Origin of the sequence: Pseudorhodoferax aquiterrae (assembly GCF_014652235.1) — a bacterium.
Lineage (GTDB): Bacteria > Pseudomonadota > Gammaproteobacteria > Burkholderiales > Burkholderiaceae_C > Pseudorhodoferax > Pseudorhodoferax aquiterrae.
This window is the reverse complement of the sequence record NZ_BMYK01000004.1, coordinates 453896-476319: the sequence shown is the minus strand read 5'-3', so window position 1 is coordinate 476319 and position 22424 is coordinate 453896. Positions and strand designations below refer to the sequence as shown.

The window sequence follows — 22424 nt, the reverse complement described above, 5'->3', positions numbered from 1 at the left end:
CTGCAGCGTGGCCAGGGCGGCCTGCGCCGGGAACCGATCAGGCCCGGCCGCGCAACAGGTCCTTGACCGAACGCAGCCCCAACCGCCGGAACGCGCGGTACTGCAGCGTGCGCACCGTGCTCAGTGCCACGCCCAGGTCCTGCGCCGCCTCCTTGGCCGTGCGGCCGGCCGCGAGCCGGTCCAGTACCTCGCGCTCGCGCGGGCTTAAGCGCAGCAGCGCGCCCGCCAGGCCGGCGGCCACCGGGGCGCCGGCCGCCACCACGCGGCCATGCGCGGCGGTCGCCTCGGCCAGCAGCGTCGCATGCGCCTCCAGCAGTGCAAAGTCCGCTGCCGCGAAGGCCGGCTGGGCGAGGCTGCGGTAGCAGCTGATGGCCGCACGCTGCCCGTTGGGCGAGAGCACCAGCACCGAGGCGCGCTCGCGGATGCCCACATCGGTGTAGCAGGCCGCACGGTAGGCCGCGTCGGCCAGCTCGTCGCCGCGGTGGTGGCCCAGCCACAGCTGGGCGCGTGCGGGCCGCTTGCGCGCGGCCAGCCAGACCAGCATGGGGTCGACGCGGTCGAAGCGCTCGGCGACGTAGCGGCCGGCCGTGCGCTCGGCCGTGTCGCCATAGCTGCTGGCGGCCGACACGGTCTCGATGCGGCCACTGGCACCGACCGCGAACACGGTGCAGAAGGTCACGGGCAGCAGTTCCTGCAGGGCCGCGAGGTAGTGCGCCGCGAGCCGCGCCGTGCCCACGCCGGCCAGCACGCCGCCGACCACGCGGGCGGCCAGCGCCCGGTCGGTGGGAGGGATGCGCCAGCGTTGCATGGTGGGGGTTTGTCCTTGTCATCAGAAGTTACTACACACGGCGGCGCGCCGGCTCCTGACAATCCCGCCATCGCGCAGAACCGAGGAGACAGACATGCCCGCGCCCGAGCCCCCGCCGCCATCCGTCGGCGCCTTCCACTACACCCGCCATGCGCCGCGGCTACCGGCGCTGCAGGACGGCCGGGAGACCCGCCGCCATGCCGTGGCCATCGCCGGCGGCGGCCCGGTCGGCATGGCACTGGCACTGGGGCTGGCCATGCAGGGCGTGGCCAGCGTGCTGCTGGAGGCCGACGACACGGTCTGCACCGGCAGCCGGGCGATCTGCGTCTCGCGCCGCAGCCTGCAGATCCTGCAGCGCCTGGGTGCGCTCGAGGCCTTCCTGGCCAAGGGCCTGCCCTGGACGGCAGGCCGCAGCTTCTACCAGACCACCGAGGTGCTGCGCTTCGCGATGCCGCACGACGCCGGCCACAAGCTGCCGCCCATGCTGAACCTGTCGCAGTACTACATCGAGCAGTTCCTGCTCGACGCGATCGACCGCTGCAACGCCGCCACGCCGGGTCGGATCGACCTGCGCTGGGGCACGGCCTTGAGCGGCTTCGCGCAGCAGGCCGACGGGGTGCAGCTGCAGGCGCGCAATGCGCTGGGCCACTACACGCTCGATGCCGACTGGCTGGTCGCCTGCGACGGCGGCCAGAGCTTCGTGCGCAAGGCGCTGGGCTTGGAACTGCACGGCGCGGCCTACGAAGGCCGCTACGTGATCATCGACATCGAACTGCCGAGCCGCCACCCGGTCGAGCGCCGCGCCTGGTTCGATCCGCCCTGGCACCGCGGCGGCACCGTGCTGATGCACCCCCAGCCCGACGACATCTGGCGCATCGACTACCAGCTGCGCGCCGGCCAGAGCACCGAGGAGGCGCTCACGCCGGCCGCCGTGCAGGCCTTCGTGCAGCGCCACCTGGACGCCATCGGCGAAGGCCACCTGCCCTGGAAGCCGGTCTGGACCTCGGTCTACCGCGCCGGCGCGATGACGCTGGGAAGCTACCGCCACGGCCGCGTGCTGTTCGCCGGCAATGCGGCGCACGCCATGCCGATCTTCGGCGTGCGCGGACTCAACTCGGGCTTCGACGACGCCGACAACCTGGCGTGGAAACTCGCGCTGGTGGCGCAGGGTCGGGCCGGCCACGCGCTGCTCGACAGCTACTCGCAGGAACGCATCGCGGCCTTCCACACCAACGCCGAGAGCGCCATGCGCAGCACCGAGTTCATGTCGCCGCCCTCGCGCGGCTTCGAGCTGCTGCGCGAGGCCGCGCTGTCGCTGGCCGAACGGCACCGCGGCATCGCCCAGCTCATCAACCCGCGCCAGACCGAGGCCGTGCGCTACGTGGACTCGCCGCTGTCCACGCCCGACACCCACGCCATCGCCGGCCCGCTGCCCGGCGAGGTGCTGGCCGACCGGCCGCTGCCCGGCGGCGGCCACCTGCTGGACCACACCGGCCCGGGCTTCGCGCTGCTGTGCCGGCCCGCGCATGCCGCGGCGCTCGCGGGCGATGCCGGGGCGCTGCCGCTGGCGCTGCTGCCGCTGCAGAGCGACGACGGCCCCACGCTGCTGCTGCGCCCCGACGGCCACGTGGCCGCGCGCTGGCCCGGGCTGCCGCCAGCCGGCGCGCTGGCCCGCGCCCTCGCGCGCGCCAGCTGCATCCACCACGACGAGGAGACCACCGCATGAACACCGCCCACGATCCGCTGCCGGCCGCGCTCGCCGCCTGCCCGCCCGGCATGGCGCACACCGAATGGCAGGCCCGGCTGCAACTGGCCGCCTGCTACCGCATCTTCGACTTCTGGGGCTGGAGCGAAGGCATCTACAACCACATCTCGCTGCGCGTGCCGGGACCCGAGCACCACTTCCTGCTCAACCCCTTCGGCCTGCACTACAGCGAGGTCACGGCCTCCAACCTCGTCAAGGTCGACCTGGACGGCCGCCTGCTGTCCGACAGCCCCTGGCCCATCAACCCGGCCGGCTTCACGCCGCACGCCACGCTGCACCGCCACCTGCCGGGCGCGCAGTGCGTGATGCACACCCACACCACGGCCGGCATGGCCGTGGCCTGCAGCGCCCAGGGCCTGGAAACCACGAACTTCTACGCGGCCCAGCTCAGCGACCGCGTGGCCTACCACGACTTCGAGGGCATCACGCTGCACGCCGACGAGGGACCACGCCTGCTGGCCAGCGTGGGCGAGCGCCAGGCCGTGGTCCTGCGCAACCATGGCCTGCTGGTCTGGAGCGAGACCTTGCCCAAGGCGCTGTACACGCTGTGGGCGCTGCAGCGCGCCTGCGAGGTGCAGGTGGCCGGCGCGGCGCTGGGCCCGCGCCAGCCCATCGGCGAGGCCGTGCGCCAGGGCTGCGTGGAGGATGCGCGCCGCTTCCTGGGTGGCGCGGCCATGGGCCAGGACCTGTTCGCCGCGATGCTGCGGCGCATCGACCGGCTGGACCCGTCATGGAAGCAGTGAGCCGCGCCCTGCCCGCCGACGCGCGCGACCGCCTCTACGCGGCCTGCGCCCAGGCCATCACCGAGGCCGGCCCGGCGCGCGAGGCCCTGTTCCTGGCCCGGCTGGCGCTGCTGCTCATGGAGCAGGTCGGCGACGAGGCGCGCTGCCGCCAGGCGCTGGCCGAGGCCTTGCACGCGCTGCCCCTACCATCGCTGTCCGCCCACGAGAACGGAGACTGACCCCCATGCAACGACGCCACCTTCTGGCCACCCTGGCTGCCACCGCCTTCGCCACGCCGGCCGCCCACGCCCAGGGCAGCGACCAGCCGATCCGCTGGGTCGTGCCCTACCCGGCCGGCGGCGGCACCGACGTGCTGGCGCGCACGCTCTCCGAGGCCATGCGGGGCCCGCTGGGCCAGAGCATCGTGGTCGACAACCGCCCGGGCGCGGCCACCAACATCGGTGCCGAACTCGTCGCACGCGCCAAGCCCGACGGCCTGACCATCCTGTCGGCCGACAACGCCGTGCTGGCCTTCAACGAGCACCTGTTCGCCAAGCTGCCCTTCCACCCCGAGAAGGACTTCAGCTACATCGGCGCGATCGGCCGCTTCCCGCTGGCGCTGGTGGTGCACCCGGACTTCCCGGCCAAGACCTTCGCCGAGTTCCTGGCCCATGTGAAGGCCAACCCGGGCAAGGTCAACTACGCCTCGCCCGGCAACGGCTCGCCGCACCACCTGGCGATGGAGCTGTTCAAGAACCGCACGGGCAGCTTCCTCGTGCACATCCCCTACCGCGGCGCGGCCCCGGCCATGGCCGATGTGATGGGCGGCCAGGTGCCCTGCATGTTCCTGGACCTGGCCTCGGGCCTGTCGGTGATGCAAAGCGGCAAGGTGCGCGTGCTGGCCATCGGCTCGGCGCAGCGCAGCGCGCTGCTGCCCGGCGTGCCCACACTGGCCGAGGCCGGCGTGAAGGACAGCGAGGTCTACGCCTTCCAGGGCATCCTGGGGCCGGCGGGCCTGCCCGCGCCCGTGGTGGCGCGGCTCAATGCCGAACTGAACAAGTCGTTCCAGACCGCGGCCGTGCAGAAGCGCTTCGCCGACATCGGCATGGAGGCGCTGCCAGGCACGCCCGCGCAGTTCCTGGCGCTGGCGCGGGCCGAGTCCAGGCGCTGGGGCGCGGTGATCCGGGCGGCGGGGATTCGGTTGGATTGAGGACGCCGCGGAGCCACGGCGCCCCGTCATCCCGCTACGGTGCGGCGCCGCGGTCCTCCGCCAGCTCCGCGCTGAATGCCGCGGCCTGCGCGACGACCCAGGACTCGAACGCCGCCACCACGGACGACACCGGGCGGTGGCTGGGGTAGAACAGGCAATAGCGTTTCTCGTGGCGGATGGGCAGGTCCAGCGGGATGGCGAGTTCGCCGCGGCGCACGTCGTCCTGGATGTAGAAGCGCGGCACCAGGCCCGCACCGAGCCCGGCCTTGGCGGCGTCGATCACGGTGGAATAGAGCTCGAAGCGCATGGCCGGCGCCACGCTGCCCGGCGTGCAGCCCGCCAGCGCAAACCAGCGCTGCCACGCTTCCGGGCGCGAACGCTTGACCAGCAGCGGCACCTGCGCGAGGCGCGCTGGATCGCGCAGCGCCTGCACATCGTGGTGGCGCGGGCTCACGACCGGCACGACCTCTTCGTCGAACAGGTGGACCTTGTGCACGCCTTCCCAGGAACCGTCGTCGAAGTGCAGCGCCGCGTCGAAGGGCGTGCCACGGAACAGGAACGGGTCGGCACGTTCCCCGATGTTGACGGAGATGCGTGGATGCGCGGCCCGGAACGCGTGCAGGCGCGGCAGCAGCCAGCGCGCGGCGAAGGTCGGGATGACCGCCAGTTCCAGCACGCCGCCGCCGTCCTTGCTGTGCATGAGGGCCAGGGTCTGGGCCTCCATCTCGTCCAGGCCGGGCCGGATGGCGGCAGCGTAGCGGGCGCCGAGTTCGGTCAGCTCGACCTGCTTCTTCTCGCGGCTGAACAGGCGCACGCCCACGTAGCTTTCCAGCGTGGCGATCTGGCGGCTCACGGCGCTCTCGGTCATGTAGAGCTCGGCCGCGGCACGTGCAAAGCTGCCGTGCCGGGCCGCGGCCTCGAGGACGGACAGGGCGATCGTGCTGGGGATCTTGCGCTTCATGCGCGCGGATTGTCGCGCCGCGCGCGGCCCCGCAGCGGGCCGCCGCGGGTCAATCGACGGACTGGATGTTCGCGGCGCGGACGACGCTGCCCCAGCGCGCGTACTCCGCCTGGATGAAGGCGCCGAAGTTCTCGGGCGTGATGTTGGTGGCCGTGTAGCCCATCTCGGCCATGCGCGCGCCCACGCGCGGATCGGCAGCCGCCGCGACCAGTTGCGCGCGCAGGGCCTCGACCACGGCGGCCGGTGTCTTCGGCGGTGCCAGCACGCCGAACCAGGTGTCCGCATCCACGGCGTAGCCCTTCTCGGCGAGCGTGGGCACGTCCTTGATGCCCGCGAAGCGCTGCGGCGAGGCGATGGCGTACAGCTTGAGCTTGCTCTGGCTCGCCATGGCCAGCGGCGTGGGCACGAAGCCGTACTCCACGTCGCCGGCCATGACCGCGTTGAGCACGGGCGCGGCACCGCCGTACGGCACCGGCAAGGCCCGAAATCCGGGCGCCTTCGAGCGCAGCAGTTCCATGGCCATCTGCGAGGTGCTGCCCGGCCCCCAATGGGCGTACGTGACCTCCTTGGCCCTGGCCCGCGCGATGACCTCCTGCAGATCCTTCGCGCTGTTGTCGGCGCGCGAAGCCAGCACGAAACCCATCTTCGCAATCAGCGCCACCGGCGCAAACCGGGCCGGGTCGAACTTGACCGCGTTCCTGTAGACATGCGGCGCGATCGAGATGAAGTCCGCGGCCGCGAACAGCAGGGTCTGTCCGTCCGGATGGGCGCCGTAGACCAGGTTGGTCCCCAGGATGCCGTTCACGCCCGGACGGTTCTCGATCACGATGGGCTGCCCCAGCGCGTTGCCGACCTGGCTGGAGACCAGCCGTGCCAGCACGTCCGTGCCGCCGCCCGCGGCATAGGGCACGGTCATCTTGACGGGACCGGCGGGCACCCACTTCGCGGCGGTCTGCGCCCCGGCGGCACCGGACAGGCCGGCGGCTGCGCCCCAGGCCATGGCCTTGAGCGCAGCGCGGCGCGTGGCGCCGTGGTCAGGAATGTTCATGGTGTCTCCTTGTGCATTTCGACGTGTTCCAGGCAGCTCAACCGGACGACGCCGCGGCCAGCTCCCCGGCGATCTTTCCGAAGACCGCGCCGCGCAGCACCGAGGTCGCGCCCGTGTAGACCTGGTGGTACAGGCCGGTGGCTTCGCCGGCCGCGTACAGGCCGGGAACGGGGCGCCCGTCGGCATCGACGACCCGGGCCTGGCTGTCGGTCTTGATGCCGCCGTAGGTGAAGCAGATGCCGGCCATGATCGGATAGGCCATGTAGGGCCCATCCTTGATCGGGCGCGCCCAGTGGGACTTGGGGGGCTCCAGGCCCCGGGTGGCCAGACCGTCGGGCCGCAGCGGGCTGAATTCGCCGTTTCCGCATGCCGCGTTGTAGGCCTGCACGGTGCGCTCCAGGCCGGCGGCGGAGATGCCGCAGGCCTGGGCCAGGGCCGCGATGCTGTCGGCCTGGATCGGCGGCTGGTCCGTGCGGATGCTGCGCTTCCAGTTCGGCACGTCGTGGATGCGCTGGTCGAACACCACCCAGGCGATGCCGTCGGGTTCGTCCTTGATCGCGCGGGCGATGTGGTCGTAGTGCACGTCCACCGGGCCGGGCGCCTCGTCGGTGAAGCGGCGGCCCTGCCGGTTCACGAGGATGCCGTAGGGAAAGTTCATGACCAGCGCCTCGGGCGCGGGCGAGCGCGGATCCAGCGGCTCGGCATGGAAGGAGCTGAAGTCGCCGGCCGGCGCCGCGCCGAGTTCCAAGGCCAGGCGGATGCCTTCGCCCCTGTTGTAGTAGCCGCCCCGCGCCACCGGACGGAGGTAGCGCGCCGTCGGACCGATGTAGCGCGTCATCATCTCCGGGTTGCCCTCGAATCCGCCCGACGCGATCACGACCGCACGCGCGCGCAGCGTGATGGCGGTGCCCGCCTCCACCCCCGCAGCAACACCCACGCGCAGCCATCCTTCGGCATCACGCCGCGACAGCGACAGCGCGGTGGTGTGGAAATGCAGCACCACGCCCTGCGCGCGCGCATGCGCCTGCAACGCCTCGATCATCGCCAGGCCACCGCCGACCGGCATCAGGCGCGGCGCGGCCGCCGTGACGAAGTAGGTGGGCAGGGCCGCGAAGCGGATGCCGTAGCCCTTGAGCCACTGCACCGTGGGGCCCGCGCCGCCCGAGAGCGTGGCGACCAGCTCCGGATCCGGCATGCCGTGGGCCTTCACGTAGCCGGGCCACTGTGCATATGGACCGGATGCCTCGGCGACCACGTTCGGATCGATATGGTGGCCCGCGTTGGCGACCAGCAGTTCCTCGAAGTCGTCGCTGACCTCGTGCTCGTTCTTCATGCGCAGATAGGACTCGGTCCAGCGCGTGTTGCCGCCGAACTCCCCGGGTGGCGAACGCTCCAGCACCGCCACCTGCGCACCGCGGTCCGCCGCCGCGCATGCCGCGGACAGGCCGGCGATGCCGCTGCCGATGACGAGCACGTCGTACGCCGTGCCGTCCTTTGGAATCTGGTCCATGGTGTCTCCCGCTCCCTCTTGGTGGCGCCGTTCGGCCGTGTCAGTACTTGCGGATGAAGGGATCGGGCATCTGCAGGTCGCTGGAGATCCAGACGCTCTTGACCTCCAGGAACTCCTTGACCGCCTCCACGCCGCCCTCGCGGCCCAGGCCGCTGTTCTTGAATCCGCCGAACGGCGTCGTGAAGCTCGTGGAGCGGTAGTTGTTGACCCACACCGTGCCGGCGCGCAGTCGCTCGGACATGACCATCGCCCGGTGCAGGCTCTGCGTCCAGACGCCCGCCGCAAGGCCGAAGCGGATGTCGTTGCCGATCCGCACGGCGTCCGCTTCGTCCTTGAAGGGGATCACGGACAGCACCGGCCCGAACACCTCCTCCTGTGCGATGCGCATGCCGTTGTGCACGCCCGTGAAGATGGTCGGCTCGACGAACTGCCCCGCCCCATAGCCCGGGCCCGAACGGGAACGCCCGCCCTGCACGCACTGGGCGCCTTCGGCCTTGGCGATCGCGATGTAGTCCATGACCTTGTCGAACTGCGGACGCGTGGCCACCGGTCCCATCTGCACGCCCGGCTCGGCGGGATTGCCCAGGCGGGCGTCCTTGCAGATCTCCAGCAGACGCGCGACGAAGCGGTCGTGGATGCTCTCCTGCAGCAGCAGGCGCGAGCCGGCCATGCAGGTCTGCCCGCCGGCCGAGAAGATGCCGGTGACCACGCCGTTGGCCGCATTGGTCAGGTCGGCATCGTCGAACACGATGTTGGGCGATTTGCCCCCCAACTCCAGCGTGCAGCGCTTGAGGTGCTGCGCGGCCTGCACGGCCACCCGCCGCCCGCCTTCGTCGCCGCCGGTGAACGCCACCACGCCCACCGCGGGATGCGCGACCAGGGGCTCGCCCACGTCCTTGCCCAGCCCGGTCACGACGTTGAACACGCCCGCCGGGAACCCGGCCTGCTCGAACAGGCGGGCCAGCAGGAACATGGACACCGAGGTGTGCTCGGAGGGCTTGGCGACGATGGTGTTGCCCGCGCACAGCGCGGGCGCCACCTTCCATGCCGTGAGCAGCAGCGAGGAGTTCCAGGGCGTGATGGTGGCGACCACGCCCACGGGTTCGTAGCGCGTGTAGTTGAAGACCTTGGGCTTGTCGATCGGCACCACCGCACCCTGGATCTTGTCGGCCAGGCCGCCGTAGTAACGGAAGTACTTGGCGGTGTAGCGGACCTGGCCCAGCACCTCGCCCAGCAGCTTGCCGTTGTCCCGGCTCTCGGCCGCCGCCAGCTGTTCCGCGTTCTGCTCGATCAGCTGCGCGAGCCGCACCAGCAGCATGCCGCGCTCGGTGGCCGACAGGCGGCTCCAGGGGCCGTGGAACGCGGCCTCGGCCGCGCGGCAGGCACGGTCGACGTCGCGCGCATTGCCCTGCGGCACGCGCGCCCAGGGCGCGCCGGAGAAGGGGTCCAGTGCGTCGAAGTAGCTGCCGGAGTCGGGCTCCACCCACTGGTTGTCGATGAAGAGTTGGTACGTTTGCATGGTGTTCGCCTTCCGTCTTGTCCGGTGCCATCCGGGGTTGCGGGCAAGTATCTGGCGCACGCCGCGCGCGGAAAACCGAGAAGTTCGAAAGTGAAACTTGCGGTCTTGGAAAGATCGCTCGGGCACCGGCGCGGCGCGGTGCCCTGGTCCGGCGCAAGGGCTTGGCCCGCGTCCGTAGAATCCGCGCCCGGGTGGGTGCCGCAGGGGCATGCCAGGTCTTCGCGCAGGTCGGGCCGCCGCGCGGTCTAGCCCTGCCCGTCCCATGTCCGACCCCACGATCCAGTGGATCGCCGCCGCGCTGTTCGCCATCGCGCTGGCCCACACCTTCGCCGCCAAGCAGCTCGAGCGGCTCTCCCACCGTTTCCCGCGCCATGCCGGCCTGTTCCACCTGCTCGGAGAGGTAGAGGTGGTGTTCGGCTTCTGGGCCATGGTGCTCATCGCCGTTCTCGCGCTGGCCGCGGGCGGTCCCCAGGCGCTGGCCTATGCCGAATCGCGCAACTACACGGAGCCGCTTTTCGTCTTCGTCGTGATGGTCATGGCGGCCTCGCGCCCCATCGTGCGCACCGTGGCGGCGCTGGTCGACCAGGCGGCGCGGCTGGCGCCCGTGCCCACGCCCATGGCGACCGCCTGGCTGGGCCTGGCGGCCGTGCCGCTGTTCGGCTCGCTCGTGACCGAGCCCGCGGCCATGACCATCGCGGCGCTCATGCTCGCGCCGCAGATCTTCCGCCGTGAGGTGCCCGAGGGCGCGAAGTACCTGGCACTGGGCGTGTTGTTCGTGAACGTGTCCATCGGCGGCACGCTCACGGCCTATGCCGCGCCGCCGGTGCTCATGGTGGCCAGCGCCTGGCAATGGGACAGCCTGTTCATGCTGCAGAACTTCGGCTGGAAGGCCGCGCTGGCGGTGCTCGTCAATGCCACGGTGGCCACCTTCGTGCTGCGTCGCTTCCTGCGCGCGCAGAGTCCCGGCACGGCGCCCGCGCCGGCCGCCAAGCCGCTGCCGGCCGCCGTGGTGCTCGTGCACGTGGCCCTGCTCGCGGGCGTGGTGCTGTTCGCCCACCACCCCGTGATCTTCCTCGGCCTGTTCCTGCTGTTCCTGGGCTTCACGCAGGCCTATGCCCAGCACCAGAGCCCGCTGATTCTCAAGGAGGCACTGCTGGTCGGCTTCTTCCTGGCCGGGCTGGTGGTGCTGGGCGGCATGCAGCAGTGGTGGCTGCAGCCCATCGTCTCGGGGCTGGAGCCGCTGGCGCTGTTCTTCGGCGCGCTGGGGCTCACGGCCGTCACCGACAACGCGGCGTTGACCTACCTGGGCTCGCTGATCGAGGGCATGTCCGACCCGGCGAAGTACATGCTGGTGGCCGGTGCCGTGGCCGGCGGGGGGCTGACCGTGATCGCGAACGCGCCCAACCCGGCCGGCGTGGCCCTGCTCAAGCGCGGCTTCGCCGACGAGACCATCAGCATCGGCGCCCTGGTGCTGGGCGCACTCGGGCCGACCGCGGTCGCTGCCGCGGCCTTCCTGCTGCTCTGACCTACAGGGCCAGGAATGCGCGCATGCGCGCGAGTTCTTCTTCGAGCCCGCGGCGGAACGCGGCGGCCCGCGGCGGTCTGCCCGCCACGTAGCCGAACTGCGCCTGCAGCACGCCCCCCACGACCGACAGGTTGCCCCAGCCCACGATCTGCTCGTGCCACAGCAGCGGCAGCGCGTAGTAGCCGAGCTGGCGCTTGGGCGCCGGCGTGTAGGCCTCGAAGCGGTAGGCCCAGCCCCAGAACAGTTCGAAGCGGCGCCGGTCCCAGACCACGGGGTCGAACGGCGTGAGCAGGCGCACGCCGTCGTCGGTCCGCCAGCGCGCAGCGGCGGGGTTCTCGGTGGCCGGCCAGTACCAGTCCACGCCGTCAACGCGCGCGCGCGCCAACCGCGCTCTAACGCGCGCGAGTGCGGCGGCGCGCTCGGCCGCCCATTGCGGCGTGCCGCCACGCAGCAGATGGCTCAGCAGCTGGCCCAGGCTGGCGGCCGGCAGCGGTGCGTACTTGGCCACGACCACATCGATGAGGGCGTCCATGCGCGCGGCGATGGCCTGGGCGTCGTCGGGCGGCAGGCCGGACACACGCACGGCGTAGACGCGCGTGCCGCCCTCGCGCCGCAGCACGCGCAGCTGGCCGCGGTAGTGCATGGCGTCGAGCAGCTGGGTGCTCGCGTTGGAATGGCCGCCGAACCAGTTGCGCGTGCGCCCGTGGGCGAACTGCGCCTCGACCTCGCGCGGGTGCACGGCGCCGCGCTCCTGCACGAAGGCCAGCACGGCGGCGGCCTGCAATGCGCGCTCGGGCGTCCAGGTGTCGCGCGCGCTGCGCGGGTGCATGAGGTCGGCATGCGCGCGAGGCAGAAAGCCGTAGTTGACGAAGAAATCCTCTTCGATGCCGAGCCGGGCGTAGCGCCGCTCCAGGTCACCGGCGCGGTAGTCGCGCACGCGGTGGCGCAGCGTGAGGTCCTGGGCGCGCGCGGGCGCGCGGATCGGGTCGGCCTGCACGAAGCCCAGGCGGGCGATGGCGCGCGGCAGCGTGGTGGGTGTGAACAGCGTGCGCGCGATCGCGTGGCGGCGCAGCTGCTCCAGGGTGGGGGCGGTCGGCATGCCGGCATCATGCCGCGGGACTTTGCGCCCTGCTTCAGAATGCCCCGACCATGACCGACCCGCACCACGCCCCCACCACGCTGCTGGCCGAATGCACCCGGGCCTCGCTGGCCCTGCTCGAGGCCAACTGCACGCCGCACGGCATCCTCGCGGCCAGCCGCACCCAGGCGGCCGAGGCCCGCCGCTACACGCGCATCTTCGGCCGCGACGCCGCCATCTGCGTGATGGCCATGTGCGGCAGCGGCGTGCCGGCGCTGGAGCGCGGCGCCGTCGCCAGCCTCGATGCCCTGGCCGCGCAGCAGGCGGCCAACGGCCAGATCCCCAAGTACGTGGACCCCGATGGATTGGACGCCGACTTCTGGTACCTGGGCTGCATCGACGCCACGCTGTGGTGGCTGATCGCGGTGGACCACGTGCGCCGGCACGGCACGGTGGGCGCCACGCACTGGCAGGACGGCGTGCAGCGTGCCATCGGCTGGCTGCTCGCGCAGGAGCACCAGACCTTCCGGCTGCTGCAGCAGAACGAGGCCAGCGACTGGGCGGACATCATGCCGCGCTCGGGCTATGTGCTCTACACCAACGCGCTGTGGTTCGAGGTCAAGCGGCGCTTCGGCCTCGCCGACGCGCAGGCCACGGCGCACCACTTCAACCACCTGTTCAACCCGTTCCAGCGCGACCTGCCCACCTACCACCGGGCTCGCCTGCTGCGCCACTACGCGCGGCGCGGCCGGCGCGATCCCGGCTTGTACCTTTCGTTCGTGAACCTGGCCGTGGTCGGCGACGAGGGCGACGTGTTCGGCAACGTGCTGGCCCTGCTCTGCGGCCTGGCCGACGAGACCATGGCCGCGCGCATCGCCGACACCATCACGGCCGCGCAGGCCGACCAGCCCTACCCGGTGCGCGTGGTGCTGCACCCGCTCACGCGCCAGCACGACCTGTGGCGCCGCTACATGGAGCGGCACCAGCAGAACCTCCAGCACCAGTACCACAACGGCGGCATCTGGCCCTTCGTGGGCGGCTTCTGGGCGATGGCGCTGGCACGCCTGGGGCGTACGGAACAGGCGCAGGGCGCGCTGCTGCGGCTGGCGCAGGCCAATGCCGCGCACGGCTGGCGCTTCACCGAGTGGTTCCACGGCAGGACGCTGGCACCGCGCGGCATGCCGGGCCAGAGCTGGAACGCGGCGGGCTTTCTGCTCGCGCAGCGCATGCTCGAAGGCGGTGCGGCCAGCTGGTAGCGGCACATCAGATTGCCTTCATCTGCGGCGCGTCCAATGCAGCCATGCCGCGGAACGGGTCTGCGGCACAGCACCAAGGAGTACCACCATGCGCCATTCCCTCACCGCCGCCGCCCTCGCCGCCATGCTGCTCGCCGTGGGCGCCGCCCAGGCCCAGCCGGCCGCCGGCTACACCGGCCCCAGCACGGCCGCGCAGCCGGCCCGGGCCGGCCAGCACGGCAGCTACGGCGGCCCGAGTTCGGTCCCGCTGGTCACGGTCAAGCAGTTGCTCGAGACCGGCAAGGACGAGCAGCACGCACGCCTGCAAGGCCGCATCGTCTCGCACGATGGCGGCGACAAGTACACCTTCGCCGACGACAGCGGCCGCATCACGGTGGAGATCGACGACGACCGCTTCCCGCCCGGCCAGACCATCGGCGCCGAGCAGCGCGTGGAACTGGTCGGCGAGTTCGACAAGGGCCTGCGCAAGCGCGAGTTCGAGGTCGACCGCATCACGCTGGTGAACTGACGCCGCGGCATGCCCTATAAACCGGGCATGCCCCAGAACATCCTCGACGACCTCGACGCCACCGCCCTCTCGCAGGCCCTGCACGCCGGCCAGCTGACCTGCCTCGAACTGATGCAGGCCACGCTGGCCCGCATCGCCGCGCGCAACCCGTGCTTCAACGCCATCGTGAGCCTGCGCGATCCCGAGGCCCTGCTGGCCGAGGCCGACGCGCACGACGCCTTGCTCGCGCGCGGCCAGTCCAAGGGCTGGCTGCACGGCATCCCGCAGGCCATCAAGGACCTCTCGGCCACGGCCGGCATCGCCACCACGCACGGTTCGCCGCTGCTGGCGCACCAGGTGCCGCGCGAGGATGAGTTGATGGTCGCGCGCATCAAGGCGGCCGGCGGCATCGTGATCGGCAAGACCAACACGCCCGAGTTCGGGCTGGGCTCGCACACCTTCAACGAAGTCTTCGGCACCACCGGCAACGCCTGGGACCCCACGCGCTCGGCCGGCGGCAGCAGCGGCGGCGCGGCCGTGGCGCTCGCGCAGCGCATGGTGGCCGTGGCCGATGGCTCGGACTTCATGGGCAGCCTGCGCAACCCGGCCGGCTGGAACCACATCTTCGGCATGCGGCCCAGCCAGGGCCGCGTGCCGCAGGTGCCGGCCACCGATGCCTGGCTCGCGCAGCTGGGCACGGCCGGCCCGATGGCGCGCACCGTGCGCGACCTCGCGCGCATGCTGGACACCCAGGCCGGCCACGACGTGCGCGCGCCGCTGTCGCTGGACGATGGCGCCCGCTTCGCCGAAGCCCTGGGCCAGCCCGCGCGGCCCGCACGCATCGCCTGGCTCGGCGACCTGGGCGGCTACCTGCCCATGGAGGCCGGCGTGCTGGACTGCTGCGAACAGGCGCTGGGCCGGCTGGCCGCGCTGGGCTGCGTGGTCGAGCCCACGGCGCTCGGCACGGCGCCCGAGCCGGTCTGGGACGCCTGGCTCATCTGGCGCCGCGTGCTCGTGGGCGCGCGCATCGCGCCGCTGATGGCGCTGCCGCAGGCGCGCGAACGCATCAAGCCCGAGGCGCTGTGGGAATACGAGCAGGGCCAGGGCACCAGCGCCGCGCAGTTCATGGCCGCCAGCGGCCGGCGCACGGCCTTCTACCAGCACCTGCTGGGCCTGTTCGAGCGCCACGACGTGCTGGCCCTGCCCAGCGCCCAGGTCTGGCCCTTCGCGGCCACCGAGCGCTGGCCCACGCAGATCGCGGGCCGCGCCATGGACACCTACCACCGCTGGATGGAGGTGGTGATCTACGCCACCTTCGCGGGTCTGCCGGCCATCAGCATCCCGGCCGGCTTCGGCCCGCAGGGCCTGCCCATGGGCCTGCAGCTGATCGGGCGCCCGCGCGACGACGCCGGCGTGCTGCGCCTGGCCGCCGCCTACGAGGCGGCCGAGCAGGCCCTGCTGCGCCGCACGCCGCCGAGCCGCGCTGACGCATCGACCTAGATCGCACCGAGCCAGCAGGCGCGCTGGATCGCCGCCATCTTGTTGTCCGCGCCGAGCTTGGCCATGGCGTTGGCCATGTGGAAATTGACGGTGCGCTCGGAGCATTCCATGCGCTCGGCGCTGGCGCGCGCGGTCAGGCCGTCGAAGGCCAGCCGCAGGCATTCCTCCTCGCGCCGCGTCAGCGGGCTCCAGGCCGCCACCAGCGCACTGCGCAGACTGGGCCAGAAGCCCTGGGCCAGCCAGGCCAGCGCGGCAACCTGGCTGCGCTGGTGCAGCTCGCCCGAAACGAACAGGAAGCAATCGAAGCTGCGCCCGGCCGGCAGTCCGAAGCTCACGCGCACCACCGCCTGCATGCCCAGGGCCAGCCAGGCGCGGCGCCATTGCGCATCCACCTCGGCCTCGGGCTGGTGCGGCTGCGCCAGCCGTTGCGAGGCCGCAGCCGGCATGCCATGCCGCCGCGGACCTTCGCCGAAGTCGGGACTGCGGGCCAGCGCATAGGCGGCCTGCTGGGCGCTGAGCGGGTAGACGGCCAGCACGCGGCGCTCGGACGGCTCACCGTGCAGTTCCGGCCCCAGCACCACGATGGCGCCCACGTCCTGCGCTGAAAGCGCGTGCAACCACTCCCGCAGGAGTTCGATCAAGGAGCGACTGGCAGTTCTGACAGGTGAGCGTGACGACATGGGAAAACCTTGCCGTGACAATACCACCGGCACTTTCCAGGACCCACCTGTCCCCTCTCCATGAGCCTTCCGCTGTTCCATTGCCCCGGCAGTTTCTCGTTCCTGGACGACGACCCGGACTACCTTCAGATGCTGGCCCTCATGCTGCCCGGCCACTGGAATGTGCGCCTGCACACCAGCGTGGACGAGTGCCTGGGCCTGCTGCAGCAGGAATCGGCCGTCTGGGAAGACGACGCCTGGGCGCAGCAGCAGATCATCGACCGCTGGCGCCAGGGCGCCACACCGCTGCTGCCGCAGGTGCTGGCCTACTGGGCCGGCCCGGTGCGCGCGCGCTACGCGCTCACGCACGCCTGCATCGTCGACTACTCGATGCCGCAGATGAACGGTCTGGACGCGCTCGCCGCCCTGAGCGACTGGCCCGGCCTGCGCGTGCTGCTGACCGGCCAGGCCGACGAGCAGATCGCCGTCGATGCCTTCAACCGCGCGCTGATCGACCAGTTCCTGCCCAAGCAGGATCCCGACGTGGCGGCCCGCCTGCTGACGGTGTTGCGCCACATGCCCTCCAACGCCAACACGCGCGCCTCGCAGATCTGGCGCGGCACGCTGACGCCGGTGCAGAACGCGCAGCTGCGCGTGCCTTCCACGGCGCGCGCGCTGCAGCAGCTGCTGGACCAGCATGGCTTCGTTGAGCATGTGGTGCTGGGCGACCCGTTCGGCGCGCTCGGGCGCACGGCCGCCGGCGCGGTGGGATGGCTGCAGCTCGAACCGGTGTCCGGGCTGGAGGAGCTGGAGCAGCTGGCCGAGGCCGCGGGGCTGGACGCCAGCGCGCTGGACGACATCCGGCACGGCCGCCGTCTCGTCGACCTGGAACTGGGCCAGGCGCTGGGGCGCGGCGCGGTGCCGCGGCTGGAGCCGGCCTTCCCGATCGGGCTGGACGGCAGCCTGATCGGCGCGCTGTTCATGCTGGAAGCGGCGCACCAGCCGCCGGCCGAGAGCAGCTACGCGGCCTGGCTCGCGCGCCAGCCCGAGCGCCAGGTCAGGCGCTGAAGCGGGCCACGCTGCGCGCGCGGGCCTTGGCGGCCTCGTCGTCGCGGTTCTTCGGCTCGGCCGTCGTCACCAGCTCCGCGAGCAGTTCGCTGGCCGCGGCCGCCACGGCCTCCACCGCCCGCGCGAAGGCGGCCTCGTTCGCCTTCGACGGCACCGAAAAGCCCGAGAGCTTGCGCACGAACTGCAGCGAGGCCGCGCGGATCTCCAGTTCTGTCGCCGGCGGCTCGAAGTTGAACAGGGTCTTGATGCTGCGGCACATGGCGCTCCCCCTGACTCAACTCTGCCGCCAGGGCAGGCCGCGGTAGCGCCAGCCGCCCTTGCGGTTGCGGTGCGCATCGGCATCGGGGTCCCCCTCGAAGCCTTCGAGGATGTTGTAGGCCTCGATGCCCAATTCGGTCGCGCGCTTGGCCGCGGCCACCGAGCGCACGCCGCTACGGCACAGCAGCAGCACCTTGCCGCCCGGGGGCACGGCGGCGCGCAGCGCGCTGTCGAAGTCCGGGTTCAGCGCCATGCCGGGCCACTGCTTCCAGGCCACGGGCACGGCGCCGGGCACGAAGCCCACCCACTCGCGCTCGGCGTCGGTCCGCACATCCACCAGCACGGCCTGGCCATCGGCGAACCACTGCGCCGCGAGTGCGGGTGAGACATCCCCGGCGTAGCCCTCGGCCGGGCGCGGCGCGGCATCGGCCACCGCCGGCGCGGCGCCCAGGCCCGATTGCAGGTTGGCCGGCACGGCCTCGTCCATGCGCTGGGGGCGGGGCAGGTTGAGCGCCTCCATGATGGCCACGAACTCGGCCTCGCTCTTGCCGGCCACGCGCGGATTCGACCGCTTCTCGGCCCCGATGGTCGTGTGCGTGCGGCCCTGGTAGTCGTGGCCGGGCCAGACCATGGTGGCATCGGGCAGCTGGAACAGCACGCCGGTGATGCTGCGGTACAGCGCCTGCGCGCTGCCCGACTGGAAATCCGTGCGGCCGCAGCCGCCGATCAGCAAGGTGTCCCCCGTGAACACATGGCCATGCCACAGGTAGCACATGCTGCCGGCCGTGTGGCCCGGCGTGTGCAGCACGCGCAGGCGCTGCTGGCCGAAGGCGATCTCCTCGCCGTCGTGCAGCTGCACGGCCGCGGTGGCGATGCCGCAGCCGGCCGGCGCGGCGGTGCGTGCGCCGGCGTGCTCGGCCAGCAGCCCGGCGCTGGTCACGTGGTCGGCATGGGCATGCGTCTCCAGCGTCCAGGCCAGTTGCAGACCGCGCTCGCGCAGCAGCGCCAGGTCGCGCTCGAGCTGCGCGTCCACCGGGTCGATGATCACGGCCGCACGCGTGGCCGGGTCGGCCAGCACATAGGTGTAGGTGCTGGAGGCGGGGTCGAAGAGCTGGATGGGGTCCATGGCATGCGAGGGTGGTTGTATCTACGCCAGTGTACGTAGTGGTATTCCCTGTCGGGGACATTCCGTGTTGGCCCGGGTTGTCAGATGACCCAACATCCACGCGCCTTCTTCGACAACCACTGGAGACACACCGATGACCCAAGCCAAACCCTCTGCTGCGCCGCGCCGCCGCAACCTGCTCAAGGGCGCCGCCGTGGCCGCGGGTGCGATGTCCGCGCCCATGGTCAGCCAGGCGCAGACCACCACGCTGCGCTTTCAGAGCACCTGGCCGGCCAAGGACATCTTCCACGAATACGCGCAGGACCTGGCCAAGAAGATCAACGACATGGCCGGCAACCGCCTGAAGATCGACGTGCTGCCGGCCGGCTCGGTGGTGCCCGCGTTCCAGCTGCTCGACGCGGTCAGCAAGGGCACGCTGGACGGCGGCCATGGCGTGATCGCCTACTGGTACGGCAAGAACTCCGCGCTGGCGCTGTGGGGCTCGGGCCCGGGCTTCGGCATGGACGCCAACATGGTGCTGGCCTGGCACTACTACGGCGGCGGCAAGGCGCTCGTCGAGGAGATCTACAAGAGCCTGAACCTGGACGTGGTCTCCTACATGTACGGCCCCATGCCCACGCAGCCGCTGGGCTGGTTCAAGAAGCCCGTGGCCAAGGCCGAGGACATGAAGGGCCTGAAGTTCCGCACCGTGGGCCTGGCGGTGGACGTGTTCACCGACATGGGCGCGGCCGTGAACCCGCTGCCCGGCGGCGAGATCGTGCCTGCACTGGACCGCGGCCTGATCGACGCGGCCGAGTTCAACAACGCCTCCAGCGACCGCGTGCTGGGCTTTCCCGACGTGGCCAAGAACTGCATGCTGCAAAGCTTCCACCAGAGCGGCGAGCAGTTCGAGGTGCTGTTCAACAAGGCCAAGCTCGACGCGCTGCCGGCCGAGCTCAAGTCCATCATCGACTACGGCGTGCAGGCCGCCAGCGCCGACATGAGCTGGAAGGCGATCGAGCGCAACTCCAAGGACTACGAGGAACTCAAGAAGCAGGGCATCAAGTTCTACAAGACGCCCGATGCGATCCTGCGCGCGCAGTTGGCGTCCTGGGACAAGGCGGTCGCGGCCAAAGCCAAGGACAACCCGATGTTCAAGAAGGTGCTGGATTCGCAGCGCGCCTTCGCGCAGCGCGCCGGCCAATGGCACAACGACTACACGGTCGATTTCAAGATGGCCTACAACCACTACTTCGCACCGAAGAAGAGCTGATGCGTCGCTGATGCTGCCGTGACAGGGCGCCCCGAGCGGCGCCCTTGTCGTTCCTGGATTTTGAGAACGGTGCCATGCAGAAGCTACTCCTCGCGGTCGACGCGATCTCCACCTTCATCGGCAAGACCGCGGCCTGGGCCGTGGTCGCGCTCACGGCCCTGATCAGCTGGGAGGTGTTCTCCCGCTACGCGCTGAACAACCCGCACGCCTGGGTGCTGGACGCGCAGATCATGCTGTACGGGACCTTGTTCATGCTGGCGGGCGCCTACACGCTGGCCAAGGGCGGCCACGTGCGTGGCGACGTGCTCTACGGCTTCTTCAGCCCGCGCGGCCAGGCCGGCGTGGACCTCGTTCTCTACATCGTGTTCTTCCTGCCCGGCGTCCTCGCGATGGCCTGGGCCGGCTGGACCTACGCGCAGGAGTCGCTGGCCATCCGCGAGCAGACCTTCTCGGCCACGCCGCTGCCGCTGTACCCGTTCAAGTTCGTGATCCCCGTGGCCGCGGCGGCGCTGCTGCTGCAGGGCCTGGCGGAGATCGCGCGCTGCGTGATCTGCCTGAAGACCGGCGCCTGGCCGCCGCGCGGCGACGACGTGCAGGAGGTCGACGTCGACAAGCTCAAGGAGATGGTGCACGTGCAGGACGCCGACATCGCCGCGCTGGACCGCGAGCTCGCAGCCAAGCAAGGGAGCACCTGAATGCGCAAGGAACTGTGGTTCGGCTTTTCCATCATGGGCCTGGTGCTGCTGGCCATCGTCTGGATGCTGCTGGGCGTGGACAGGGTCACGCACGGCCACCAGGGCCTCTTGATGCTGTCGCTGGTGGTCATCGCCATCATGCTGGGCTTTCCCACGGCCTTCACGCTGATGGGCATGGGCATGATCTTCACCTGGCTCGCCTACGACGGCGACATCCAGCGCACGCTGGACCTCATGGTGCAGGCGGCCTACAAGAGCATGGCCAACGACGTGCTGATCGCGATCCCGCTGTTCGTGTTCATGGGCTACCTGGTCGAGCGCGCCAACCTGATCGAGAAGCTGTTCAAGAGCATGCACCTGGCGATGGCGCGCGTGCCCGGCTCGCTGGCCGTGGCCACGCTGGTCACCTGCGCCATCTTCGCCACCGCCACCGGCATCGTCGGCGCCGTCGTCACGCTGATGGGCCTGCTGGCGCTGCCGGCCATGCTGCGCGCCGGCTACAGCACCTCGATGGCGGCCGGCGCCATCACGGCCGGCGGCTGCCTGGGCATCCTGATCCCGCCCTCGGTGCTGCTGATCCTGTACGGCGCCACGGCCGGCGTGTCGGTGGTGCAGCTGTACGCGGGCGCCTTCTTCCCGGGCCTGATGCTGGCCGGCCTGTACGTGGTGTACGTGATCCTCATGGCCAAGATCAAGCCGCAATGGGCGCCACCGCTGTCGGCCGAGGAGCGGCGCGTGGAGCTGCCCGCGCTGACTCGTGCCTTGCCGGCCGACACGGCCAGCCATGCCCCGGCCCGCCTGCTGCAGGCGCTCAAGGGCAAGCGCAACGCCGACGTGCCGACGGGCTACGTGCTGCGCCAGCTGGCCCTGGTCGTGCTGCCGGCGCTGCTGTTCGCGCTGCTCGCCATCGGCAGCTGGCGCGCCGTGACGACGGTCGAGGCCGAGGCGCAGTACGACATCCAGCCGATCGGCGCAGAAAGCAGTGGCGCGCCCGCCGAGGGCGGACTGCAGGAGCCGCCGACGGACGGCGGGCTGCAGGAGCCGCCGTCCGAGGGCGGGCTGCGGGAACCGCCAACGGAAGGCGCCGTGCAGGAGCCGCCCGGCGCCGAGCCGCCGGCCGTCGCGGCCGCCGAGCCGGCCAGCGCACCGACGGCCACCACGGCGCAGGCCACCGCCGAGCGCAAGGCTGCGCCCACCTGGTGGTGGGTCAGCTTCGCGGTGCTGGGCGCGCTGCTCGCACTGTTCTACCTGTTCCTGAGCTTCGCGCGGCTGGAAATCTTCAAGATGCTGCTGGCATCGTTCTTCCCGCTCGTGGTGCTGATCCTCGCGGTGCTGGGCTCCATCGTGTTCGGGCTGACCACGCCGACGGAGGCCGCCGCCATGGGCTCGCTGGGCGGCTTCCTGCTGGCTGCGGCCTACCGGCGCCTGAGCATGGACGTGGTCAAGGAATCGGTCTACCTCACGGCCAAGACCTCGGCCATGGTGTGCTGGCTGTTCGTGGGCTCGGCCATCTTCTCGGCCGCCTTCGCGCTGCTGGGCGGGCAGGAACTCATCGAGAAATGGGTGCTGTCCATGAACCTCTCCAAGCTGGAGTTCATGGTGCTCTCGCAGATCGTGATCTTCCTCCTGGGCTGGCCGCTGGAGTGGACCGAGATCATCGTGATCTTCATGCCCATCTTCATCCCGCTGCTGGACCACTTCGGCGTGGACCCGCTGTTCTTCGGCCTGCTCGTGGCGCTGAACCTGCAGACCGCCTTCCTGTCGCCGCCGGTGGCGATGTCGGCCTTCTACCTCAAGGGCGTGGCGCCGCCGCACGTGACCTTGAACCAGATCTTCGCCGGCATGATCCCGTTCATGGGCATCCAGATCCTCGCGATCTTCCTGCTCTACCTGTGGCCCGAGATCGGCCTGTGGTTGCCCCAGACCTTGTACGGACGGTGACACGGCCGGCGCCGCCCTGCGGTCAGAATGCGCCGC

General features: G+C 71.2%; 21 protein-coding genes and 1 pseudogene. 12 read left to right on the top strand and 10 right to left on the bottom strand.

Features of this window, described 5'->3' with window-relative positions; genetic code table 11:
- Positions 1 to 37: 37 nt before the first annotated feature.
- Positions 38 to 808, bottom strand: coding sequence for a helix-turn-helix transcriptional regulator (locus IE209_RS10175; protein WP_189686821.1), 771 nt, complete (start codon positions 806 to 808; stop codon positions 38 to 40).
- Between the two features lie 94 nt (positions 809 to 902).
- On the opposite strand from IE209_RS10175, the gene IE209_RS10170 reads away from it, so the two are divergent.
- The 4 genes from IE209_RS10170 to IE209_RS10155 are packed head-to-tail and all read left to right on the top strand — an operon-like array spanning position 903 to position 4505.
- Entirely contained in the window at positions 903 to 2534 is a 1632-nt protein-coding gene (locus IE209_RS10170) for an FAD-dependent monooxygenase (protein ID WP_189686820.1), read from the top strand.
- Positions 2531 to 3316: a class II aldolase/adducin family protein gene (locus IE209_RS10165; RefSeq protein WP_373305315.1), complete on the top strand. Its 786-nt coding sequence runs from the start codon at positions 2531 to 2533 to the stop codon at positions 3314 to 3316. The genes IE209_RS10170 and IE209_RS10165 overlap by 4 nt, the downstream gene beginning before the upstream one ends.
- Positions 3304 to 3534, top strand: a complete 231-nt coding sequence (locus IE209_RS10160) for a DUF2783 domain-containing protein (RefSeq protein ID WP_189686819.1) — start codon at positions 3304 to 3306, stop codon at positions 3532 to 3534. The genes IE209_RS10165 and IE209_RS10160 overlap by 13 nt, the downstream gene beginning before the upstream one ends.
- Positions 3535 to 3539: 5 nt before the next feature.
- A complete protein-coding gene (locus IE209_RS10155; protein WP_189686818.1) occupies positions 3540 to 4505 on the top strand; it encodes a Bug family tripartite tricarboxylate transporter substrate binding protein in 966 nt (321 codons plus the stop codon).
- 34 nt (positions 4506 to 4539) lie between these two features.
- Here the strand turns inward: IE209_RS10155 and IE209_RS10150 are convergent, their stop codons facing one another.
- Genes IE209_RS10150 through IE209_RS10135 form a run of 4 tightly spaced genes read right to left on the bottom strand, consistent with a single transcriptional unit; the run spans position 4540 to position 9543 of the window.
- The gene (locus IE209_RS10150; RefSeq protein ID WP_189686817.1) at positions 4540 to 5466 is read right to left on the bottom strand and encodes a LysR family transcriptional regulator; all 927 of its coding nucleotides are present in this window, start codon (positions 5464 to 5466) and stop codon (positions 4540 to 4542) included.
- 49 nt (positions 5467 to 5515) lie between these two features.
- Positions 5516 to 6514 (bottom strand): Bug family tripartite tricarboxylate transporter substrate binding protein, encoded by a 999-nt coding sequence (locus tag IE209_RS10145; protein WP_189686816.1) that lies wholly within the window; start codon positions 6512 to 6514, stop codon positions 5516 to 5518.
- A 37-nt stretch (positions 6515 to 6551) separates the two neighbouring features.
- Positions 6552 to 8024 (bottom strand): FAD-dependent oxidoreductase, encoded by a 1473-nt coding sequence (locus IE209_RS10140; protein WP_189686815.1) that lies wholly within the window; start codon positions 8022 to 8024, stop codon positions 6552 to 6554.
- Positions 8025 to 8064: 40 nt separating this feature from the next.
- Complete coding sequence (locus IE209_RS10135; protein WP_189686814.1) at positions 8065 to 9543, bottom strand: aldehyde dehydrogenase; 1479 nt, start codon at positions 9541 to 9543, stop codon at positions 8065 to 8067.
- A 262-nt stretch (positions 9544 to 9805) separates the two neighbouring features.
- Here IE209_RS10135 and IE209_RS10130 point away from each other — a divergent pair, with 262 nt between their 5' ends.
- On the top strand, positions 9806 to 11068 hold the full coding sequence (locus IE209_RS10130; RefSeq protein WP_189686813.1) for a putative Na+/H+ antiporter: 1263 nt from the start codon (positions 9806 to 9808) through the stop codon (positions 11066 to 11068).
- Between the two features lies 1 nt (position 11069).
- Here the strand turns inward: IE209_RS10130 and IE209_RS10125 are convergent, their stop codons facing one another.
- On the bottom strand, positions 11070 to 12167 hold the full coding sequence (locus IE209_RS10125; RefSeq protein WP_189686812.1) for a DNA glycosylase AlkZ-like family protein: 1098 nt from the start codon (positions 12165 to 12167) through the stop codon (positions 11070 to 11072).
- Positions 12168 to 12217: 50 nt separating this feature from the next.
- Between IE209_RS10125 and IE209_RS10120 the strand changes: the two genes are divergently transcribed.
- From IE209_RS10120 to IE209_RS10110, 3 genes are all read left to right on the top strand, one after another.
- A complete protein-coding gene (locus tag IE209_RS10120) occupies positions 12218 to 13402 on the top strand; it encodes a glycoside hydrolase 100 family protein (protein ID WP_189686811.1) in 1185 nt (394 codons plus the stop codon).
- A gap of 88 nt (positions 13403 to 13490) precedes the next feature.
- Complete coding sequence (locus IE209_RS10115) at positions 13491 to 13910, top strand: YgiW/YdeI family stress tolerance OB fold protein (protein WP_189686810.1); 420 nt, start codon at positions 13491 to 13493, stop codon at positions 13908 to 13910.
- 27 nt (positions 13911 to 13937) lie between these two features.
- A complete protein-coding gene (locus IE209_RS10110) occupies positions 13938 to 15389 on the top strand; it encodes an amidase (protein ID WP_229882783.1) in 1452 nt (483 codons plus the stop codon).
- Here IE209_RS10110 and IE209_RS10105 read toward each other — a convergent pair.
- A complete protein-coding gene (locus tag IE209_RS10105) occupies positions 15386 to 16030 on the bottom strand; it encodes a helix-turn-helix transcriptional regulator (RefSeq protein WP_229882782.1) in 645 nt (214 codons plus the stop codon). The genes IE209_RS10110 and IE209_RS10105 overlap by 4 nt on opposite strands.
- A 99-nt stretch (positions 16031 to 16129) precedes the next feature.
- On the opposite strand from IE209_RS10105, the gene IE209_RS10100 reads away from it, so the two are divergent.
- Complete coding sequence (locus IE209_RS10100) at positions 16130 to 17116, top strand: response regulator (protein WP_189686807.1); 987 nt, start codon at positions 16130 to 16132, stop codon at positions 17114 to 17116.
- Here the strand turns inward: IE209_RS10100 and IE209_RS10095 are convergent.
- The 3 genes and pseudogenes from IE209_RS10095 to IE209_RS33790 form a co-directional block, all read right to left on the bottom strand.
- Positions 17106 to 17375, bottom strand: coding sequence for a DUF2277 domain-containing protein (locus IE209_RS10095; protein WP_189686806.1), 270 nt, complete (start codon positions 17373 to 17375; stop codon positions 17106 to 17108). The genes IE209_RS10100 and IE209_RS10095 overlap by 11 nt on opposite strands.
- 15 nt (positions 17376 to 17390) lie before the next feature.
- Complete coding sequence (locus tag IE209_RS33795; RefSeq protein WP_229882796.1) at positions 17391 to 17861, bottom strand: rhodanese-like domain-containing protein; 471 nt, start codon at positions 17859 to 17861, stop codon at positions 17391 to 17393.
- Between the two features lie 138 nt (positions 17862 to 17999).
- Positions 18000 to 18500: pseudogene (locus tag IE209_RS33790) on the bottom strand (MBL fold metallo-hydrolase); the annotation flags it as partial.
- 133 nt (positions 18501 to 18633) lie between these two features.
- Here IE209_RS33790 and IE209_RS10085 point away from each other — a divergent pair.
- The 3 genes from IE209_RS10085 to IE209_RS10075 all read left to right on the top strand — a co-directional run bounded on the left by IE209_RS10085 (position 18634) and on the right by IE209_RS10075 (position 22388).
- Complete coding sequence (locus tag IE209_RS10085) at positions 18634 to 19752, top strand: TRAP transporter substrate-binding protein (protein WP_189686804.1); 1119 nt, start codon at positions 18634 to 18636, stop codon at positions 19750 to 19752.
- A 74-nt stretch (positions 19753 to 19826) separates the two neighbouring features.
- Positions 19827 to 20447, top strand: coding sequence for a TRAP transporter small permease subunit (locus IE209_RS10080; RefSeq protein WP_189686803.1), 621 nt, complete (start codon positions 19827 to 19829; stop codon positions 20445 to 20447).
- Positions 20448 to 22388, top strand: a complete 1941-nt coding sequence (locus IE209_RS10075; protein WP_189686802.1) for a TRAP transporter large permease — start codon at positions 20448 to 20450, stop codon at positions 22386 to 22388.
- Positions 22389 to 22424: the final 36 nt, after the last annotated feature.

Bases quoted from the DNA above. Each gene is read 5' to 3' on its own strand.
- IE209_RS10140 (WP_189686815.1), bottom strand. From the start codon at position 8,024: ATGGACCAGATTCCAAAGGACGGCACGGCGTACGACGTGCTCGTCATC.
- IE209_RS10160 (WP_189686819.1), top strand. From the start codon at position 3,304: ATGGAAGCAGTGAGCCGCGCCCTGCCCGCCGACGCGCGCGACCGCCTC.
- IE209_RS10175 (WP_189686821.1), bottom strand. From the start codon at position 808: ATGCAACGCTGGCGCATCCCTCCCACCGACCGGGCGCTGGCCGCCCGC.
- IE209_RS10095 (WP_189686806.1), bottom strand. From the start codon at position 17,375: ATGTGCCGCAGCATCAAGACCCTGTTCAACTTCGAGCCGCCGGCGACA.
- IE209_RS10165 (WP_373305315.1), top strand. From the start codon at position 2,531: ATGAACACCGCCCACGATCCGCTGCCGGCCGCGCTCGCCGCCTGCCCG.
- IE209_RS10100 (WP_189686807.1), top strand. From the start codon at position 16,130: ATGAGCCTTCCGCTGTTCCATTGCCCCGGCAGTTTCTCGTTCCTGGAC.
- IE209_RS10110 (WP_229882783.1), top strand. From the start codon at position 13,938: ATGCCCCAGAACATCCTCGACGACCTCGACGCCACCGCCCTCTCGCAG.
- IE209_RS10075 (WP_189686802.1), top strand. From the start codon at position 20,448: ATGCGCAAGGAACTGTGGTTCGGCTTTTCCATCATGGGCCTGGTGCTG.
- IE209_RS10155 (WP_189686818.1), top strand. From the start codon at position 3,540: ATGCAACGACGCCACCTTCTGGCCACCCTGGCTGCCACCGCCTTCGCC.
- IE209_RS33795 (WP_229882796.1), bottom strand. From the start codon at position 17,861: ATGGACGAGGCCGTGCCGGCCAACCTGCAATCGGGCCTGGGCGCCGCG.
- IE209_RS10120 (WP_189686811.1), top strand. From the start codon at position 12,218: ATGACCGACCCGCACCACGCCCCCACCACGCTGCTGGCCGAATGCACC.
- IE209_RS10125 (WP_189686812.1), bottom strand. From the start codon at position 12,167: ATGCCGACCGCCCCCACCCTGGAGCAGCTGCGCCGCCACGCGATCGCG.
- IE209_RS10130 (WP_189686813.1), top strand. From the start codon at position 9,806: ATGTCCGACCCCACGATCCAGTGGATCGCCGCCGCGCTGTTCGCCATC.
- IE209_RS10135 (WP_189686814.1), bottom strand. From the start codon at position 9,543: ATGCAAACGTACCAACTCTTCATCGACAACCAGTGGGTGGAGCCCGAC.
- IE209_RS10115 (WP_189686810.1), top strand. From the start codon at position 13,491: ATGCGCCATTCCCTCACCGCCGCCGCCCTCGCCGCCATGCTGCTCGCC.
- IE209_RS10150 (WP_189686817.1), bottom strand. From the start codon at position 5,466: ATGAAGCGCAAGATCCCCAGCACGATCGCCCTGTCCGTCCTCGAGGCC.
- IE209_RS10080 (WP_189686803.1), top strand. From the start codon at position 19,827: ATGCAGAAGCTACTCCTCGCGGTCGACGCGATCTCCACCTTCATCGGC.
- IE209_RS10085 (WP_189686804.1), top strand. From the start codon at position 18,634: ATGACCCAAGCCAAACCCTCTGCTGCGCCGCGCCGCCGCAACCTGCTC.
- IE209_RS10145 (WP_189686816.1), bottom strand. From the start codon at position 6,514: ATGAACATTCCTGACCACGGCGCCACGCGCCGCGCTGCGCTCAAGGCC.
- IE209_RS10170 (WP_189686820.1), top strand. From the start codon at position 903: ATGCCCGCGCCCGAGCCCCCGCCGCCATCCGTCGGCGCCTTCCACTAC.